The organism is Lysinibacillus sphaericus, assembly GCF_006864135.1.
Classification (GTDB): Bacteria; Bacillota; Bacilli; order Bacillales_A; family Planococcaceae; genus Lysinibacillus.
This window is the reverse complement of record NZ_SADV01000042.1, coordinates 1-16,520: the sequence shown is the minus strand read 5'-3', so window position 1 is coordinate 16,520 and position 16,520 is coordinate 1. Positions and strand designations below refer to the sequence as shown.

The window sequence follows — 16,520 nt, the reverse complement described above, 5'->3', positions numbered from 1 at the left end:
TATTAGTATGAAATGAAAGAGCATTTTTGTACATAGTTATTCAAGCAGGAATGTACATATTTAAATTAGCATTTATAGACAAAACGTAAAGGTGATTGCTGAACGTTTAGGCAATACCCCAGCAATGATTTACCAAATTTACGGCCACGTAATGAAAGAGTTGGAAGAACAGACAATGGAAGTGTTCAGCAAAAGCTTAGAAATCGAAACTGGGGCTAAAAGTGGGGCTAATTAATTTAAAAAGTCGTGTAAACGTTGATAAATCAATACTTTTATCATTTTATAAATGTTACACGAACTAATACAATTCCTTTTTTACAAAGAAAGTCCGCGAGCTTGCGGACTTTTCTACTTTGATAGCCAATTCTTCCGTTCACAGTCCCGAACTTTTTGAGCTACTTGACGAATCTTCTCTCATACCTCCTCTCATACAATTAATTTTTTCGGCAAAATAAAAGAGACTGTAGACTAAATTTATCTATAGCCTACAGTCTGGGAATACTTTTCATATTCTTTGATTTATAAGTATTGGTGGCAAAATTGTTAAAATACCATTCTCTTTTCTCTCTTCATTGCATCCCATACAATCTAAAATAATTAGATCCACTCTGTAATCTTTAAAATAACGGGCTGCTGCTTCAAAGTTGCCATAATCATCTGGTAACTGTGATATTATCCGAAACCTCTTACTACTTTTAAGCGTACTTCTAATGGGATAATTAAACTCGTTTAAGGAAGTTAATGCTCCTCTTTCAACAATTTCTATATCTTTATGAAATATTTCTTTAAATGTTGGTGTAATGTCTGAATGAGAAGATTGAGTCAAAAAACCGACTTTATTCATTTATAGTCACCCCTACTTTTGGATGTCTAATACATCTCGAAAAGCAGGAATATTCAAATAATAAAGATTTCACACCCTATCCATAACATCACATATTAGCAGACCGCAATGCTTTTGAACATGATAAATGGTTTGCAAATCAATTTAGCCATTTTTACATTGTATAATGAAATATTCATCTGAAAAATTATAAAAAAGAACTATATAGGATGCGACAACTAGAAATTTATTACATAAAAAAGTAGACATAATCGGTCTACTGTTAGGCTCTTCTATGTGTCTTTTCGATGGTTCTTTCCGTCACTTCAGCTTTTCTATCCGAAAATTAGACAAGGGGCAGCCCCGCTTTTGCGAAGCCACCCCTTTAGTATTTAATAGGCAACATTTTTCGTAAATTGTAAAGTCTCAACCCAATCATCTGGGGAATATTATATTGAAACATTTAGTTTCATCACCGCGGTAAAATTCCACTGTGTGCTTTCTAACTTAAGCAACGCAAACCCAACCTTCTTTTGCGTCCTTGCAGCCCCAAAGCATGCGCCAGTGTGAATAAGTATCTTCAAAAACAAAAAGCAGAATTCCAGATTACGTAAATATGCCACCTAAAATAGCACGATTTATATTATATCACAGAGTTTCAAAAAAGTAAATAATTCATTTTAAGTTACCAAGGTATAACAGTTGAACATTCAATAAAATACCCATGTTGAATAGACCATGTTAATAAAGCATGCCAAAAATTTTCACAGACTGTGATAATTTGCTGTGGATTCGACAGCTGCCCAGACATCACCAGCTCACAAAGAACATCAAACCCCTCCGGTTGATCTGTAAACGTCAATGCCTCAGGTAGCACTTGCGCAGAAGTTGTAAAATAGCGTTGATGGTGTAACCCTAAAATCATCGCGCCTGTTGTTGCAATTTTCATCGCTAAAATCGGTAAAAATGTTTTCGGACCTTGCACTTCAATATTTCTTAATTTCCCCATGTACTCATACATTTCTTCCACTAATGTTCGACAAATGGCTTCTTTAAACATCAAGCTATCCACTAAGCTCGCTTTTACTTTAAGATCAGAGAAAAAATCTTTTGGGTCATAAATAGGTACAATGTTGAAAAATTGTCCATGCGTCAGCGGCCATTCTTCATCAACTGCCGTCGCTTCTTCGATAATATCTTCTGCGCTGTCAAAATTTACTTCTGCCTTCCAGTCCCCTGCCGTCCATTCATAGCTAAAGCTTTCATTTAAAGCGTTTAAAATACATTTAATTTCTATATCTGAAAATGGTCCATCTGTTTTTCGTGCTAACGAACCATAAAGACCAATTGCTTGAACCTTTGAACCATATCTCTCTAAAACTTGATTTGCAATTGAATAAGCAACTTCCATCCTTTTTTCTCTCGTTACTTTTTCCGGACCAATCATATTTGTCTCTCCTTGTTAATTATTTAAATGAGATAATAATTGGCCGCGGAGGACCACGAGCTTAACGAGGAATCTTATCTGCCGTCATGTACAAAACCACCTTTCCGAATAAACATTCATTATCTGGTTCATACTCATTCTCCATCCCGTTAAATGATATTCTTATATAAAGATATTTCTAGCAGCATTCTTCTTATTCTACTAAATACACTAATATAACTATGCCTTTTAGATAATAAAAGAACATTTAAATTAGTAACAACCAATACTGCTTCATATTACCACATCCAAAATTTCACACCAAAAATAGAGGCCCGTTCAAAATGAACAAACCTCTTGAAAAAACAATCTTTATTTACTGCAGTCAACATTTAGAACGCCAAAATGAAACTTAGCAGTTGGTCGTTCGTATTGCTGAAAATGATATTTGGCAAACCATTCTGAACGAAAATGAGCCTTTAACACTATTCGTTTTCTCGCCACTCGTTTCGCCTCACTTACCCATTCATCCGTTAATGTCACATGTTCCCCAGCTAAGCGTAATGCTTCAAAATTATTGGCTTCTTCAATAATCTCTTCAAACATCGGATCCATATACACGACATCAAAAGTATTGTCCGGCAAAGTTTTCAAATAGTTAACTGCTTCAGCCTGCACCACTTCAATTTGACGCATACATGCAGTTAACGGCAATTCAGTCGTATCATAGGATTTTATTCCTTGCTCAACTATAAAGGCCACATTAGGATTCGCTTCTAGTCCAACGACTCGCCCCGCTTCGCCAACTGTAAAAGCCGCCAGCATTGCATCTGCAGCAAGTCCCAATGTACAATCAAGCACTGAATCTCCTTTTTTAAGCTGTGCCGCTTCCAAAAACGGCTCCGCTTCCCCACGAGCTACACGCTTTAAGCGAAACGCCGCTGAATTTGGATGAAAGAAAAATGGCTCATTTGCTCCAAAAGCATAATACTCAAAACGATTTTTCCCAGCAACGATTACATGTGCATGCAATTCCTGAGAGATTTTCCGAACAGAACGCTTTTTTCTCGGCTCAAACGATACATCTAATTGTTTACACGCAAAAGCAGCGAGCCCCAACGATAAATCGTCTGGTCTGCCCGCTGTTGTAACAATCGTTTTTACTTCTCGCATGTTTGCTCTAAAACACCGGTTAAATGTGAAACGATTTGCTCCACAGGGAACCCTTCAATCTGTTCACGTGGAATAAAGTATGCCAATTGCCCATCCTTTAAAATCGCCATCGACGGTGAACTTGGTGGCACATCCTCAAAAAAGCTACGCATCGCAACAGTCGCTTCAGGATCCTGACCTGCAAAAACAGTCACAAGATGATCAGGCTTCACCGCCTCCACTGCCTCACGAGCAGCCGGACGCGCCAACCCAGCCGCACAACCACAAACCGAGTTAATCACAACCAACGAAGTCCCCTTCGCCTCCGCCATAAACTCATTCACCGCATCAGCCGTCGTAAGCTCCGTAAATCCGGCACCCACTAACTCCTCGCGCATTGGCTTCACTACCTGTTTCATATATTCATCGTAAGCGTTCATGCTTTTACCCTCTTTCATATGTATTCGCAAAGGTTATTATAGCAAGGTTTCTCACGAATGTACAAAGACTTGCCTTTTGCCCGATTTCATGCGTTTTCGGGGGAAATGTGACTTTTTCGTGATTTTGGTGACTTTTTTGTGGAACGAGGATTAGTTTGTTAAATACCTGTTACACACCTAAAAAATGGATTTCATTGTTGGAATATTAATAATTGCAGTCATCACTACAATTATTTTTATAATCCCGATGAGATTTTTAAAGAAGCTATTAAACACAAAGAGCAAAGGTACTCACCTTGAGCGTCTGGTCTTTGCATTTATTATTAATTAAGATTCTTCACTAGTTATCACCAAATCAGATTAGTTTGTCTATTCTTTAAATTCAGATTAATTTGAAAAATCGGTTATGTTAGCATATAATTAGAAAAAAAAGGGGTTTTACTCTTATGTGGAATAGGAATAAATTTTTAACTTTTTTAGGGATATTAGCGTTTCTATCTCTATCAAGTATTTTCGTTGAAGAAGCTTCAGCTTCAACTGAAACTACTGAACCTGAGTACATAGAGTACGAAGAAAATGTTTTTGTAAATAAAGAATTGATAGATGCAGACGGAAAATTAGTAGATGAAGCTGCATGTCTTCTTAAATCACAGGAAACTCCAAAATTCATTCAATACGCTGTACCACAAGAAGAAAATTGTGTATTTTGGTATAAACAAGAATTTGATACTACACCATACAACTATATTAATGGATTGATAAATGGGCTTCCTTGGGCTGTAGCGTCAGTTGAGATTAAAGATCCTAGAATTAGTATCCCATTAGGGTTAATTATCGGTATTTTAGAAGCAATTAAAGCACCAAATACTATGTATGGTGCAATTGAATATTATAATTGTTATTATCCTAACGGTGGCGATTTTAAGAAACTTATGAAATTAACTAAATATTATTGGGATCCAAACAGAACTGCTCAAGCAAAAGTATATGTAGGATAAATTGGAAAAAGGCTTTCTCATTGATTGAGATAGCCTTTTCTTTTTAAAAGAGAGAATGATAAAATTAATATTTATAATTTATAAATATTAATTTTATATAGGAGGGTGACTTTATAATGACAAACTTTTTAATGACACTTTTAGGTATAGTTATTGGTTTAACTACAGGTTTTCTAATAATTAATAATGAACTAGATTTAACTACAAGAATTTTCCTAATAGTAATTTTGATATTGGCAACCATATTGTTAATTGCTCTATTATATAGAAATTATAAAGTTAAACTTGAAAAGTAATAAAAAAAGACCAGCTCGGCTAAAATTAGCTTTGCTGGTCATCATTCTACTTATTTACTACGTCTTTGTTGAATCGTAATATACAACCCAATCAAACGATCAGCGGTCATTGCTCCACTTTGTAAATCTTTCAAATGTGAAGCTTGAATAATACCATCCTTAACTGCCTGTGCTATATAGTTTTCAGCTTCTGTTTTCATAGTTTGTGAACCTGGATTCCAATTTGTCACTTGGACTTGCATTTTGCTGTTACTTGGAACGATTACTTGTTCTTCTAACTTAAAGCCTGTAGGCATTTCCAAGATGATTTAACCTCGAAATGCGGTCTATCAATATACCTACCCATTTGCCGCCCCATGTAATACCTAGCTTACGAGCGATAGCACCTACTCGCTTGAGCGTTGTCACATCGTATAGAGATTGTGGAGGACCAACTGCAATGTCCCATGCTAAGCGGCTACTATGATTGCTTTTTGAGTGTCCAAGTAACAATTTGCCCCGGTCAAGTACGTTCTTGAGCATTTAGGTAATTTTGTCGTGCTTGGCTACAAAAAGTTTCTGTAACGAAGTTGTTACGAATCCCAGCCCTATAATACTCTTCAAATGCTAATTCATGACTTTGCACCCTTACCGTCCACCTTTCCCATTGCATATTTATTCATCAACAATTTAGTGTGCATGTTGTCGCGCGGAAATCTGAAAATATATTCATTCCTGAACCCTACTCGTTGACATTTCCCTTAATAAATCACGTATTTTTTTACCCGGGGGTGTTATTTTACATACTTCAAATGCTGTTCAGCGAATTCCACAATGTAATTCACTTCATCAGCTGTAATTCGTAACAGTTCACACGTGAATTGAAGTTTATCAGCTGATTTTAATTGCTCACGCACTTTATCTACTGTCATGTGCTTACACTTACAAGCGTTAACACAATCTCTTATTTGCTTGTATCGATAGTAAGCATAGCGGGTGAAAGCATTCAGCATGTCTCGCTCATACCAATCACGTTGTGAGTTCCGAATGACTGCATCTATAATATCTGTGTCATATGTCCATGTCCCATCAGTTAGATTCATGCTACCATCTCTCTTCATTGGTAAACTTAAGCGCCCTTCTTGACGCTAGACGATCATGTACATCGTTATGACACTTAATGCATAAGCACTGTAGGTTACTTAAAGTTAAGGATAGATGTGGATGAGTCTTCACTTCTTTCAAATGATGAACGTTCTCTGCTTTGTGATAACCACCAGCTGCCTTGCATAGTTGGCATTCGTAATGGTCTCGCTTCAGCGCTATTTGGCTTTACTCCATCCACTCTCTGCTCTTATAGAACTTCATCAACTCACCTTTATAGATGAACATCATCAGTTCTTGTTTACGTTCTTTAAAATCCACTTTCAAGGAAATAAAAAAGAGGACAACAAGTGAAAACAGCGTTTGCTGCTATCATTTGTTGTCCTCCAGTGAGCTGGTAGAACTATTTGTAAAATTCCACCATTTCTGTTTGAAGTTTTTTAAACTGATCTTCCTTATCATAGAATTTTAATAATTGTTTAATGATTTTTGAAAGGTACCCAAATCCTATAGATGCTGCCAGCTCTTTTGTATGAACGACATCTTCTTCAGTTCTTAATCTATAACCTTCAATTGTTTCCACAATTCCTTTAGTGGCATTTAAAGAATGTGTTTCAAGTGACAGCATAGCATATGTAGTATCATATTCATCATTTAAACTTAAATGGGAAGCTAATTTATATAAAGAACCATAATTGGTTTTCAAACTATACCATTTAACATACTTAACATTCTTTACATTTATTATTTCATCCCGTATATCATTAAATTTATCATCATTATTTAAATAATCCAGACGCTGTTGATAAAAAAGGATTTCTTCATCAATTTTAACAATACTTTCTTCTATTTTTTTAATTTTATGCAAAATATCATTAATTTGTTTTTCTTTTTCATTAATCAAACCATTATATTCTTCAATTCTTGAAGTATCATATTCAATTATCGACTTTGCTTTATCACTAAATTCATCATTATTTTTTATTAATATCGTTGTATTTGTAACAAATGCTTTATTATTGATACAACGATTTCTGGCAATTTCCAAAAGGTTCAAATCATTTTTACAAAGTTCTATAGAGGTCAAATAATCACTCTTTTTTTCATTATACTGAGTTTTGAAAAAATCATATTGTTTTAAATTATTTTCTGCATCCTCTAAACGGGAATAATAATAGTATGCTAATGCCCTAAATTCCGAATCAGTTTCTAAAATAAATAATAGCCCCCAGTAATTTTCCAAAATAGCCCTAGATATAGAAAGTACTGTATCCCCTGTATTTTTCTCATTATTTTCATACAAAACTATTATAGATTGAATATTATCTAGAATTTTATTAAAAATTAATAAAGGAATAACTTTACTTATTTTTGGTCCACCTTCATCGTTAGGAATATCTTTGAATATTTCTTTTTTTAATTTCTCTGCTTCTAATATTAAATACTTAATGTCTTCCATAATTTCTTCCTCTTAATCTTATTAACAAATTTTTCATAATCATGCTAAAATTATTTCTTTTCTTCAAAAAATAATATTCAATCCTTGTTTGTTTATCTGTCCCCATTGTTGTCCTTCAGAAGGCTGGTAGAACTGGGCTCTAACAATTAATTAGACTTATCTGTTATAATTGAATCCAGAATGACTATTAAAATTTCAATTCTATTTCTTTTTCGTGTGAACATAAAATTGTAGCTAAAGAAACCAACCATTATTACAATGCATACGCCAAAGAGTAAGATAATTGAATTGACAAAATCTATTTCAAATTTATTTATTACCATTGTAGTTATTGCTGATGTAAAAATTGAAGCAAAAGTTGTTTTTATGAAATTTCTCATCATTGATTCTATTCCACTAGACAATCTTTGATTTAATATTTCCTTTAATAATAGATAATTGTTTATATCATCTCCAACGTATTCCTCAACCTCATTTTTTATTTTTAAAAGGTCTTCTTTTAAATTATTTGATGTTGTTTCACTTTTCAGAATCTCATACATTAACACATCAACTGATGGCTCATCTGCTATCCATTCAAACAATGGAACTTTCTTCTTTTTTCTAAATATTTTCTTAGCTTTTTTAAAGGAGCTCCTATTCACCATCCTACTCAATAACATTAAATATAAATATGAAAATAGTAAGATGGGAAGTAGTAAGAATACCACTATATTTCCCACTTTAGATATTGCATCTATCAAAACTCCTCACCCTCATCCCACTTCACACGTTTTACCTGACCTTGATGAGTCACTATTTTTGTTTCAGTAAATGCAGGGAGCTCAGCAACCTTTGCTTATCCCTGAGACAAAATTATTACACAATTATCAGGTAATTCCATTGTATCAATCCAAAGAATTCCGTCAATAGTCACATTCAATTCTTTCATACGCATAAATGCTTCCCCCTTATGCTATAATGTTTGTACTGGTAGCAAGGGAGAAGCCTTTATTATTGAAGAGCTATGGTTGCAGCCATAGCTTTTTTAATTGGTTATGGTTATGCTTAGAAATTGATTGCACTCCTCTTTTTCTCTAAAATATTCATGTAAGTCTCCATTTTCAATTTCATAAAATGAACCCTTCTATAAAGGCCGTTTGAATCAATGATCTTGCATGTGATCGAGTACAACTGATAGACTAATGACGTCGATCATACGCGAATAGGACGCTTCAGATGGAACCACGTCTGAAACGAGAAAACCGCAATCGAATCGAAATAAAGGATCGTTGACTAAACGTTTGATTAAATCCTTAATCGTTGGAATCCGTTCGACAATACGAACAATGAGTGACTGTATCATAGCACCGTAATTTAATTCACGTGGGGCACCACGTAATGTCTTTTTTGAAAAGAACTGAAAAATAGGTTGCACGTCGAAAGTGGCAAAAATCGTATCAAAACGACGGGAACTTTCCATTCCATTAATTCTTGGATTCAAATAGGCTCATTTGTTTTACAATAGTCATAGGGCATTCACCTCATTCAGTATGGTTTAGTTTAGACGCTACCACTATACCGAATTTGGGGAGGTGCCCGTTTTTTATTGTTTCAGAACCCTTGATACTAAAGGGATTTGGATTATGAAATTAACTCACTTATGAAAATAAAAGTTTCTACTTAAACTAAAAAGATTAAAGATATTTTTTTAATTGATCCAGTGTCATGATTTTGATATTACTTTCTATTAATTTTTCATCAAATTTAAATGGAAGCTTAATAACAATAATTCCTTCAGTTGCATTTTCATTTACAACTGCATCTTTTAACCTCTCTATTGTTCTTTTTAACATTCCAATATTAGGTCCTCTTTTCCATAGTTTAACTTCAATGATAATTTTTTTCTCATTATTATGGATAAAAAAATCATATTCTTTATTTCGTTCCATTGGTAAAGCGGTATAGGTTTTTCTAGAAATTACTTCAGCAACTTCTTTTTCAAAATTTAAAGCTTCTTCAATTGTTCTTGATGTACTACTAATTGTAACTTCTTGTTGAGATTCTTTAAATCTCTTTAATAGAGAAATAAACGAAATACCTAATAAGCTTCCTATAAGTGGTATTGATAATAAGTTAAAATTAATATCTAATAAATCCCCTTTTAATATAGATGGATTAGAAATTATTGACCCGAGTAATGAGGCTACAATTGCCATTGCTACAGTAATAACAGGTTGAATTGAAATAGATCCCTGTTTATTTAAAAAGATATCTTTTACCTTTACTCGAACTCTTCTTCCGCCTCCAAAATCATCATATACATCTTCTAACAATGGTCTTAAAATAGAAAGAGTATTTTCTCTTTGTTCCTTTGTTATAAAATCAGATTCAATGATTCTTGTATAAAGGGCGTTTAATATTTCATTGGTGTTTAGTAAGTCTTCCACTCTTACCATAAAATCCCTTGCTTTCCCTTGGGTTAATCGTATAATATCAAGGACATTTAGATTGTAATTATCATTCACTATTCTACGAATTAATATTTTTTCAATTTCACTATTTGCTGCTTTAATTCGTTCTTTTTTAGCTCCAATTGTTTGTTTGTATCCCAACAAATAGATTATTATGGATACAGAAATACCCAGAGCCATTTGTATGTAACCTTCCATTTCTTCCCCCTACATTTATTTTTAAGAAAAAAATGCTCAAAATAAATTTTTTATCTCACCTCTAATAATGTACAATTTTGGTAAATATCTTTTTCCAAAAAATATTATACATAATAAATCATAACGTTGATACATTTATTTGTAGATACTTAACTCTCTTAAAGAAAACAAGAATAATTGTTTACTTTCTGTGACTTTTTTCGAAAATTCGCTTCATTTATCCCCTACAAAAGTTGATATATCAAGGAATCAAAAAAGCATGAACGCTTATATTCATCGTAAGCGTTCATGCTTTTATCTCTTTCATATGTATTCGCAAAAGTTTTTATAGCAAGATTTCTCGTCATTGTATAATGATTCGATTTCACCGTTATTCATCTGTTTCCGGAATTTTGGTTGCTTTTATTCTTTTTGAAGCAATTATTAGCAAACAAAGAGTTACTGAATATTTCCTTTCATTTTATAATTTCGTTGCTTTAATTCTATTGTAAAACACCCACATACCATACCGATTAAATACGGTAGAGTAAACCACTTTAGGATCAAATCGGTTAATTGCTTAATAATTTCCTTTTCTGCGTCATCATTCCAATACCCGAATATCAGGTTCGTTGAAATATCGGATAAGAAAAAACAATAAGATATAGTTGAAAAAATAGCCAGTAAGAAGTATATGGCAACTTTTAATTCATCTATTTTATTATATGGAGAAACATATATAACAAAATTCATGATTATTATTGAAAATACTAATGTTATAGGGATTAACAACTCATCTGAAACAAAATAATTATTATCTGTAACTAGGGAAAGGAGCCCACCTAAAAAAACCCAAGAGAAAAATGCAATTATTGGTGAAAATAAGAATAATAGGCTATATTTATACCATTTGTTAATCCACTTTGAAATTACAAACATTAAAGTAAAATACCACATAAAAATAAATGAAATTAAATAAAACCATTTAAGTATAATATGTACTTCCGTTATTAAAATTGTACAAAATAATGAAAAACAAAAGAATGTACCCCAAAAAATCATTAAATATTTATATCTATTTGGCACATTTACAAACATCTTTTTTACTCTCACAATATATATGTATATTAATAATACAAAGAAAATCAACGCTGTAACTAATCTTATAGGGAAAATCCCTCCCCCATTATATACCTCTAATCCTGTAATAATAAAAAATAATAATAAATATGTTGAAAATATATCTTCTAAATCCTTACTATTAAAATATTCACCTATTTTCTTAATATAAGATTTAATCAAAGATAATAAGTAATAAATTATTCTATTCACTTCTAAACACATTCCTTTTTTAGATTGACCTTTCTAAAAATACAAAACTGATCCAATGATAGCCCATATATTCTTCGATCGATTAGTTTACTCTCTATAAGAAATTAATCTTAACACCACTAAATTACATAATTATAATATTTTTCTAACATAATTCTTATAGTCAATTCATTCACAAAATCACCTGCTTCCTTTCATTTTTTAAGTAATTATCCCATAAAAGAAATATTATGTGAATTATTGATTCAAAATTTATTTAAAACTACTCTTTATATACTTAATTTCCAGGGTATTGACTGGGAATTAATAGGAGATGCAGTTATTGATGACCGAAAAATAAGTAAAGAGGAATGAGCTACATTCAAAGAAGAAATTTTATATATAAAAAATTTGTTAGATCAAATTCAATTTGAAACAGTAAAAAAATTATTGTGAACAATGATTTAGAAGGAACAAAGTTAACTGATATTGAGGATATGCAAGATTTGTGAATGAAATTTTACCTCTTATTGAAAAATTCGAATTAAAAAAAGAAATTTTCCATTAGAAGTCTAAAATATATGTTTGAAACTATAATAATCCCAACAAAAACATCATTATCATATCCATTTTTAGCTATCGATATTCAAAAAGAAGGTGATACATTTATTCAACATTTCAAGCAAGGTTTGGAATATGTAGAACAAGCCTTTAAAGAGAATGATAAATCAGAGATTGAAGAGATACTTCAAATTTCGCATGAAAAAGGTGTTTATATTTTTGACTCTGAATATAGAAACTCTTTTATTCAAGAAATTATGGAGAATTTGTCATAATTGAATGAGCAGGACACTCGTCTCCCTCTCTTTTCGTTATCGATGCTTGTCACACTCCCAAAAATGAATTTTAATCCGCACTAACAATTTAGCAGTTACTAATTTAATGGGTATTAATTACAGTTTTCTATTTGTCTATGTACTTCTCCCTCCAAATTTCCTAGAATGGTAATATAAAGGGCGGATTTTTAATGAAGAAAAAATTAATTTTTAGTGCAGCATTCGTATTAAGCTTAGGATTAGCTGGATGTGAAATCGATTCATCAAAGGACGATAAGCCAAAGGAGAATGGTGCTAAAACTGAAGAGCATCAAAAAGTACTGGCTAAAACAACAGATGATGTAATTAAACATTTTAAAGATGATTTAGACCTAGGAGAAATTTCGGATTTACCAAATGATGAATTTGGAAACATTCGAAAAGAAGGTAAACGAATTTTAATTCCTTCTCTTGGTGCTGATTCAGGTGGTCGAATATTTTTATTCGATAATGAAGAAAATCTAAAAAAAGCAAAGGGTTATTATGATGAATTAGGAAATTCAAGTCCTATGTTTTATTCTCACACCCATCAAAGTGGAAAGTTCTTATTACAAATGAATGGTGATATGGAAGATAACGAATTTGCTAAGTATGCGGCTTCACTAGAAAAAGCTGTAACAGGTTCTACTGACATTGAAATAAACAAAGAAAGTAAAGCCAATAAAGCAGATAATTTAACAGAAGCGAATGCTGGTGAAGTAGTGAAAGATGATTTTGCAGGTACATATACAATCACTGATTTATTTGTAGCACTAACTGAAAAATACAAAAGTGCTGATGTTGAATTTTTAATTGATGGAATAAAAACAGCTAAACTAGTTGCACGTGATCAAAAAATGATTGAGACAGATGCTGAAACAAATGTACTTATCCTATCTATAACAGGAGAAAATTTATCTGATGATACTTTAAGTTTCCATCCAAATTCGGCGAAAATGACTACTGATACAAAACGTCAAATCAATTCAATTGTTGAAATTTCTCATTTTGAGTCCGAATTTATTGGCAAAGTGATACAAAAAGGTGAAGTTATTTTTAATTTAGGAAAAGAAGGTTTAGAAGGTGTCAAAGAATTAAAATTTGTTTTTGATAGTGCTTCAAAAGATAACAGATTTATTGGTGAAAAAGTAACAGTAGTTGTACCAGTAAATAAAAAATAGTCACTCAATTGTACTTCACCCCAAAAGTTAGAATAAAAATCTAATCTTTTGGGGTTCACTACAGTTAGATGTGACTCATAATATTATTTTCTATGTAATTTAATCCTTTCAATTCAACCTTGGCGTTATACAAGGAAACCGAAATTACTTTATTCTCTAGACATTCACGATAAATGCTCGCACCAGAAATGAACCCTTTTTCTTGGATCATTTCAACGATTTCTCCGAATGTTTGTTTTTCTATTTCAAAATCATAAAATTTAGGCTCTTCCTGATTAATTAATCCTTCTAGAATATCTAATATTAATTTTCCCTTATCCAAACAATGCTACCTCCAATCTATTTAATAATATAGATTAAAAGGTAACATTTGTCACATAATGACTCCATAATAAAAAGCCTTACGGTGCTAGATGTAAGGCTCGTCTGATGCGGTAAAATATTTAATTTTTGAGTTAACTCATCTGTGAAACCGTAGTAGAGCTACACTACGTTATATGTAAAGCAAATTGTATTTTAGTTTATAATAGTTTGACTGAATTATAGTGAGTGAACACCACTCCTTTATTTAGATCCATATGAAACTTTGAATTGACACATATACTGAAAATAAAAATAGCGCAATCATTAACCAACCATAAACTTTTCTTTTTCTTAGAAATTCTTTAATTCCTAAAGTTAAAACAAATAAACCTAAGAAGAATATCAGTAGGAAATTCAGCTGGTAATCACGTGTGATAAGTCATAAGCAGAGAGAGATATTGCTATGATTGCAAAAACAAACAATTTGTAAAATTTTTAGCATAATATCCCACTCTTCTTAAATTCCATTTTTCATTTATCATACAATAAAAAAGAGGTTATGGAAATGACTGTAACTAATATTGATTAAGATACCTAATCTCTTAAAAAATATGGGCCGCCCAAGTATGTCTTGAACAAACTTAAGAGGCGCATGCCGGTCGTCGGTCTATCTCCCAATCACACTTGTTGCTTACTTTAAAATATCGATGTAAGTAAATCACTATCTAAATAAAGTAATTAAAGTCGTCGAAGTACTGATATAAAAGAATAAACGCCATAAATTATCAAAAGAATTCCGATATGCATCAACGTCTTATTGTTCTCTCTTACATCACCCGATTCTTTTTTCATCCCTATGTAATATTTTGTCGTCATAAACACGCCCCACATCAATAAAACGGCGCAAACGATAAACGAAACGTTGTATGCTCCTATACCCTTACTCGTTTCTAAAGCCCCTACTGCATTTATGTATATAAAGGCTGCAAACAAATAAGGGGCTTTTTCCTTCCTCTATAATTTTCTACTTTTCTTTTTCTCCACCTTATACCATTGCTTCAAATCTTCTTGCGACACTGCGCAACTATGGTTTCTACTTGTTTCCCTAAAAATTTTCGTATAATTCAGACGACCGCATTTCAGTACCTTTGAGTCCTATTATTTCCCTATGTGTTCCCCAATTGCCAGGACAGTATCTTCTGAATGTCCAATCAATAATTTTTTTAAAACTTAGCACCTCTTACGAAATAAGTAAATTACGCTTAATTATACTATTTCATTTTGCAATCCAAAATATAACATACTCTTTCCATATGGGACCCTCACTCGTTTAACTACAATCTTTGAGAAAACGGCCTTTGTTTTTAATGATGGAGGCGAAAGGTTATAGCTCTAATGTATATATAAATTATGTTTAGTCCCCTAAAAAATAGGGAAAAGAAAAAATATAGAGCCAGATTTTATATTTTAGGGAGGGATTAATCATGGCAAAACGAAGAACAGGTGTTGTAATTGCAGGGTTAACTTTAACAGCATTTTATTTAAGTAAAAAAGAAAACCGTGATAAAGCATTAAGTATGCTCAATAGTGCAAAAGCTAAATTAGAGTCCTATTTAAATACTGCGGAAATGGACAAAAACATATCAGAGCGGATAACTGCTCAAGCAGCTACACGAGCTGGAACATCTCCAACAAAAATAGCTTCAAACGAAATGGTTGCTGAAGGTGGAGGACATACAGGTATCCATTATTTCAATAAAGAAATTCAGGGAAATGAACAATAATAACAAAACTTAATTTTCCAAGGCTGGAAATTAATAAATAAAACTCAAGTGGTGAAATTAAATGACACGAAACTACTCTTTCAATACTAAAGACGAATTTATTAGTTAACACAATCTGAATTATAACCTTCTTCTGAGGTATTGGACGAATTACAAATATCTCGTCTGGCTTTAAGCTCACTTATAAAGCGTGAAAAGTTAGTTCCAATATAGTAATTAACTCGGGATCGTTTATAATTAAGAAATTTCAACCTTATGATGAATAAACACAAAAAGCCCTGACTCAACTTGTGATATGCTCCCTATTAGGTAGGCAGATTAAAAAATAAAATCTGTTTATCTAAGGGGAGTATTTTTTATGGGGCGAAGCAAACATCCACTCGAGTTAAAACTACATATCCTTCAATTGTTTGAAGAAGGTAACTATTCTATCAACGAATTGTGTGAAAGATTTTCATTAAATCCTCAAACTTTATATAGCTGGAAAATGAAATATGAGGCAAGTGGACGTGATGGATTACACGAAGCTACTTCATGTAAATTCTATTCAAAAGAGTTAAAGTTAGCGGCTGTGGAGGACTACATTCAACGGAATTATTCACAGATGGAAGTGTTAGCGAAATATGAGATTAGTAGTACCTAAGTTTTAAAAAGGTGGGTAAAAAAGTATACTAGTCATAGTGAAATAAAAGATTCCGGTAAAGGAATGAGTCAAGCTATGACAGAAGGAAGAAAGACAACTTTTGAGGAACGTATTGAGATTGTCGAGTACTGTTTGAA

General features: G+C 32.4%; 22 protein-coding genes and 1 pseudogene. 7 read left to right on the top strand and 16 right to left on the bottom strand.

Features of this window, described 5'->3' with window-relative positions; all coding sequences use genetic code 11:
• Positions 1-82: 82 nt before the first annotated feature.
• Positions 83-235: pseudogene (locus C7Y47_RS25965) on the top strand (site-specific integrase); the annotation flags it as partial.
• A 270-nt stretch (positions 236-505) separates the two neighbouring features.
• Here C7Y47_RS25965 and C7Y47_RS24145 read toward each other — a convergent pair.
• The 4 genes from C7Y47_RS24145 to C7Y47_RS24130 all read right to left on the bottom strand — a co-directional run bounded on the left by C7Y47_RS24145 (position 506) and on the right by C7Y47_RS24130 (position 3,841).
• The gene (locus C7Y47_RS24145) at positions 506-844 is read right to left on the bottom strand and encodes an AroM family protein (protein WP_142511072.1); all 339 of its coding nucleotides are present in this window, start codon (positions 842-844) and stop codon (positions 506-508) included.
• Between the two features lie 664 nt (positions 845-1,508).
• On the bottom strand, positions 1,509-2,270 hold the full coding sequence (locus C7Y47_RS24140; RefSeq protein WP_142511071.1) for an ANT(4')-I family aminoglycoside nucleotidyltransferase: 762 nt from the start codon (positions 2,268-2,270) through the stop codon (positions 1,509-1,511).
• Between the two features lie 351 nt (positions 2,271-2,621).
• Entirely contained in the window at positions 2,622-3,422 is an 801-nt protein-coding gene (locus C7Y47_RS24135; RefSeq protein ID WP_142511070.1) for a class I SAM-dependent methyltransferase, read from the bottom strand.
• Positions 3,410-3,841, bottom strand: coding sequence for a BrxA/BrxB family bacilliredoxin (locus tag C7Y47_RS24130; RefSeq protein ID WP_142511069.1), 432 nt, complete (start codon positions 3,839-3,841; stop codon positions 3,410-3,412). Before C7Y47_RS24130 ends, C7Y47_RS24135 begins: the two co-directional genes overlap by 13 nt.
• A gap of 446 nt (positions 3,842-4,287) precedes the next feature.
• Between C7Y47_RS24130 and C7Y47_RS24125 the strand changes: the two genes are divergently transcribed.
• Together C7Y47_RS24125 and C7Y47_RS25280 are read left to right on the top strand one after the other, a co-directional pair.
• A complete protein-coding gene (locus C7Y47_RS24125) occupies positions 4,288-4,839 on the top strand; it encodes a hypothetical protein (protein ID WP_142511068.1) in 552 nt (183 codons plus the stop codon).
• Positions 4,840-4,955: 116 nt separating this feature from the next.
• Positions 4,956-5,135: a hypothetical protein gene (locus C7Y47_RS25280; RefSeq protein ID WP_221887686.1), complete on the top strand. Its 180-nt coding sequence runs from the start codon at positions 4,956-4,958 to the stop codon at positions 5,133-5,135.
• A 50-nt stretch (positions 5,136-5,185) separates the two neighbouring features.
• Here C7Y47_RS25280 and C7Y47_RS25960 read toward each other — a convergent pair whose 3' ends face one another.
• The 10 genes from C7Y47_RS25960 to C7Y47_RS24080 form a co-directional block, all read right to left on the bottom strand.
• Positions 5,186-5,437, bottom strand: coding sequence for a hypothetical protein (locus tag C7Y47_RS25960; RefSeq protein WP_255505316.1), 252 nt, complete (start codon positions 5,435-5,437; stop codon positions 5,186-5,188).
• A complete protein-coding gene (locus tag C7Y47_RS25955; protein ID WP_255505315.1) occupies positions 5,415-5,657 on the bottom strand; it encodes a M15 family metallopeptidase in 243 nt (80 codons plus the stop codon). Before C7Y47_RS25955 ends, C7Y47_RS25960 begins: the two co-directional genes overlap by 23 nt.
• Positions 5,658-5,908: 251 nt before the next feature.
• Positions 5,909-6,217: a hypothetical protein gene (locus C7Y47_RS24115; protein WP_142511067.1), complete on the bottom strand. Its 309-nt coding sequence runs from the start codon at positions 6,215-6,217 to the stop codon at positions 5,909-5,911.
• A 1-nt stretch (position 6,218) separates the two neighbouring features.
• Complete coding sequence (locus C7Y47_RS24110; protein WP_142511073.1) at positions 6,219-6,434, bottom strand: HNH endonuclease; 216 nt, start codon at positions 6,432-6,434, stop codon at positions 6,219-6,221.
• Positions 6,435-6,621: 187 nt separating this feature from the next.
• The gene (locus C7Y47_RS24105) at positions 6,622-7,677 is read right to left on the bottom strand and encodes a DUF5677 domain-containing protein (protein WP_142511066.1); all 1,056 of its coding nucleotides are present in this window, start codon (positions 7,675-7,677) and stop codon (positions 6,622-6,624) included.
• A 146-nt stretch (positions 7,678-7,823) separates the two neighbouring features.
• Positions 7,824-8,420, bottom strand: a complete 597-nt coding sequence (locus tag C7Y47_RS24100) for a hypothetical protein (RefSeq protein WP_142511065.1) — start codon at positions 8,418-8,420, stop codon at positions 7,824-7,826.
• Complete coding sequence (locus C7Y47_RS26210) at positions 8,417-8,473, bottom strand: hypothetical protein (RefSeq protein ID WP_366151290.1); 57 nt, start codon at positions 8,471-8,473, stop codon at positions 8,417-8,419. Before C7Y47_RS26210 ends, C7Y47_RS24100 begins: the two co-directional genes overlap by 4 nt.
• A 348-nt stretch (positions 8,474-8,821) precedes the next feature.
• Positions 8,822-9,160 carry a transposase gene (locus tag C7Y47_RS26360; protein ID WP_436970138.1) on the bottom strand — a complete coding sequence of 113 codons (339 nt, stop codon included), beginning with the start codon at positions 9,158-9,160 and terminating at the stop codon, positions 8,822-8,824.
• Between the two features lie 193 nt (positions 9,161-9,353).
• Positions 9,354-10,328: a hypothetical protein gene (locus C7Y47_RS24085; RefSeq protein ID WP_142511064.1), complete on the bottom strand. Its 975-nt coding sequence runs from the start codon at positions 10,326-10,328 to the stop codon at positions 9,354-9,356.
• 438 nt (positions 10,329-10,766) lie between these two features.
• The gene (locus C7Y47_RS24080; protein WP_142511063.1) at positions 10,767-11,639 is read right to left on the bottom strand and encodes a hypothetical protein; all 873 of its coding nucleotides are present in this window, start codon (positions 11,637-11,639) and stop codon (positions 10,767-10,769) included.
• Positions 11,640-12,199: 560 nt separating this feature from the next.
• Between C7Y47_RS24080 and C7Y47_RS24075 the strand changes: the two genes are divergently transcribed.
• Positions 12,200-12,454: a hypothetical protein gene (locus C7Y47_RS24075; protein ID WP_142511062.1), complete on the top strand. Its 255-nt coding sequence runs from the start codon at positions 12,200-12,202 to the stop codon at positions 12,452-12,454.
• Positions 12,455-12,645: 191 nt separating this feature from the next.
• The gene (locus C7Y47_RS26355; protein WP_185903600.1) at positions 12,646-13,653 is read left to right on the top strand and encodes a hypothetical protein; all 1,008 of its coding nucleotides are present in this window, start codon (positions 12,646-12,648) and stop codon (positions 13,651-13,653) included.
• 64 nt (positions 13,654-13,717) lie between these two features.
• Here C7Y47_RS26355 and C7Y47_RS24065 read toward each other — a convergent pair whose 3' ends face one another.
• Entirely contained in the window at positions 13,718-13,975 is a 258-nt protein-coding gene (locus C7Y47_RS24065; protein ID WP_142511061.1) for a YjcQ family protein, read from the bottom strand.
• Between the two features lie 246 nt (positions 13,976-14,221).
• Positions 14,222-14,323 (bottom strand): DUF3953 domain-containing protein, encoded by a 102-nt coding sequence (locus C7Y47_RS25945; RefSeq protein WP_436970139.1) that lies wholly within the window; start codon positions 14,321-14,323, stop codon positions 14,222-14,224.
• A 1,117-nt stretch (positions 14,324-15,440) separates the two neighbouring features.
• Between C7Y47_RS25945 and C7Y47_RS24055 the strand changes: the two genes are divergently transcribed.
• A complete protein-coding gene (locus C7Y47_RS24055) occupies positions 15,441-15,740 on the top strand; it encodes a hypothetical protein (RefSeq protein WP_142511060.1) in 300 nt (99 codons plus the stop codon).
• A 358-nt stretch (positions 15,741-16,098) separates the two neighbouring features.
• A complete protein-coding gene (locus tag C7Y47_RS24050) occupies positions 16,099-16,383 on the top strand; it encodes a helix-turn-helix domain-containing protein (protein ID WP_142510407.1) in 285 nt (94 codons plus the stop codon).
• Positions 16,384-16,520 lie beyond the last annotated feature (137 nt).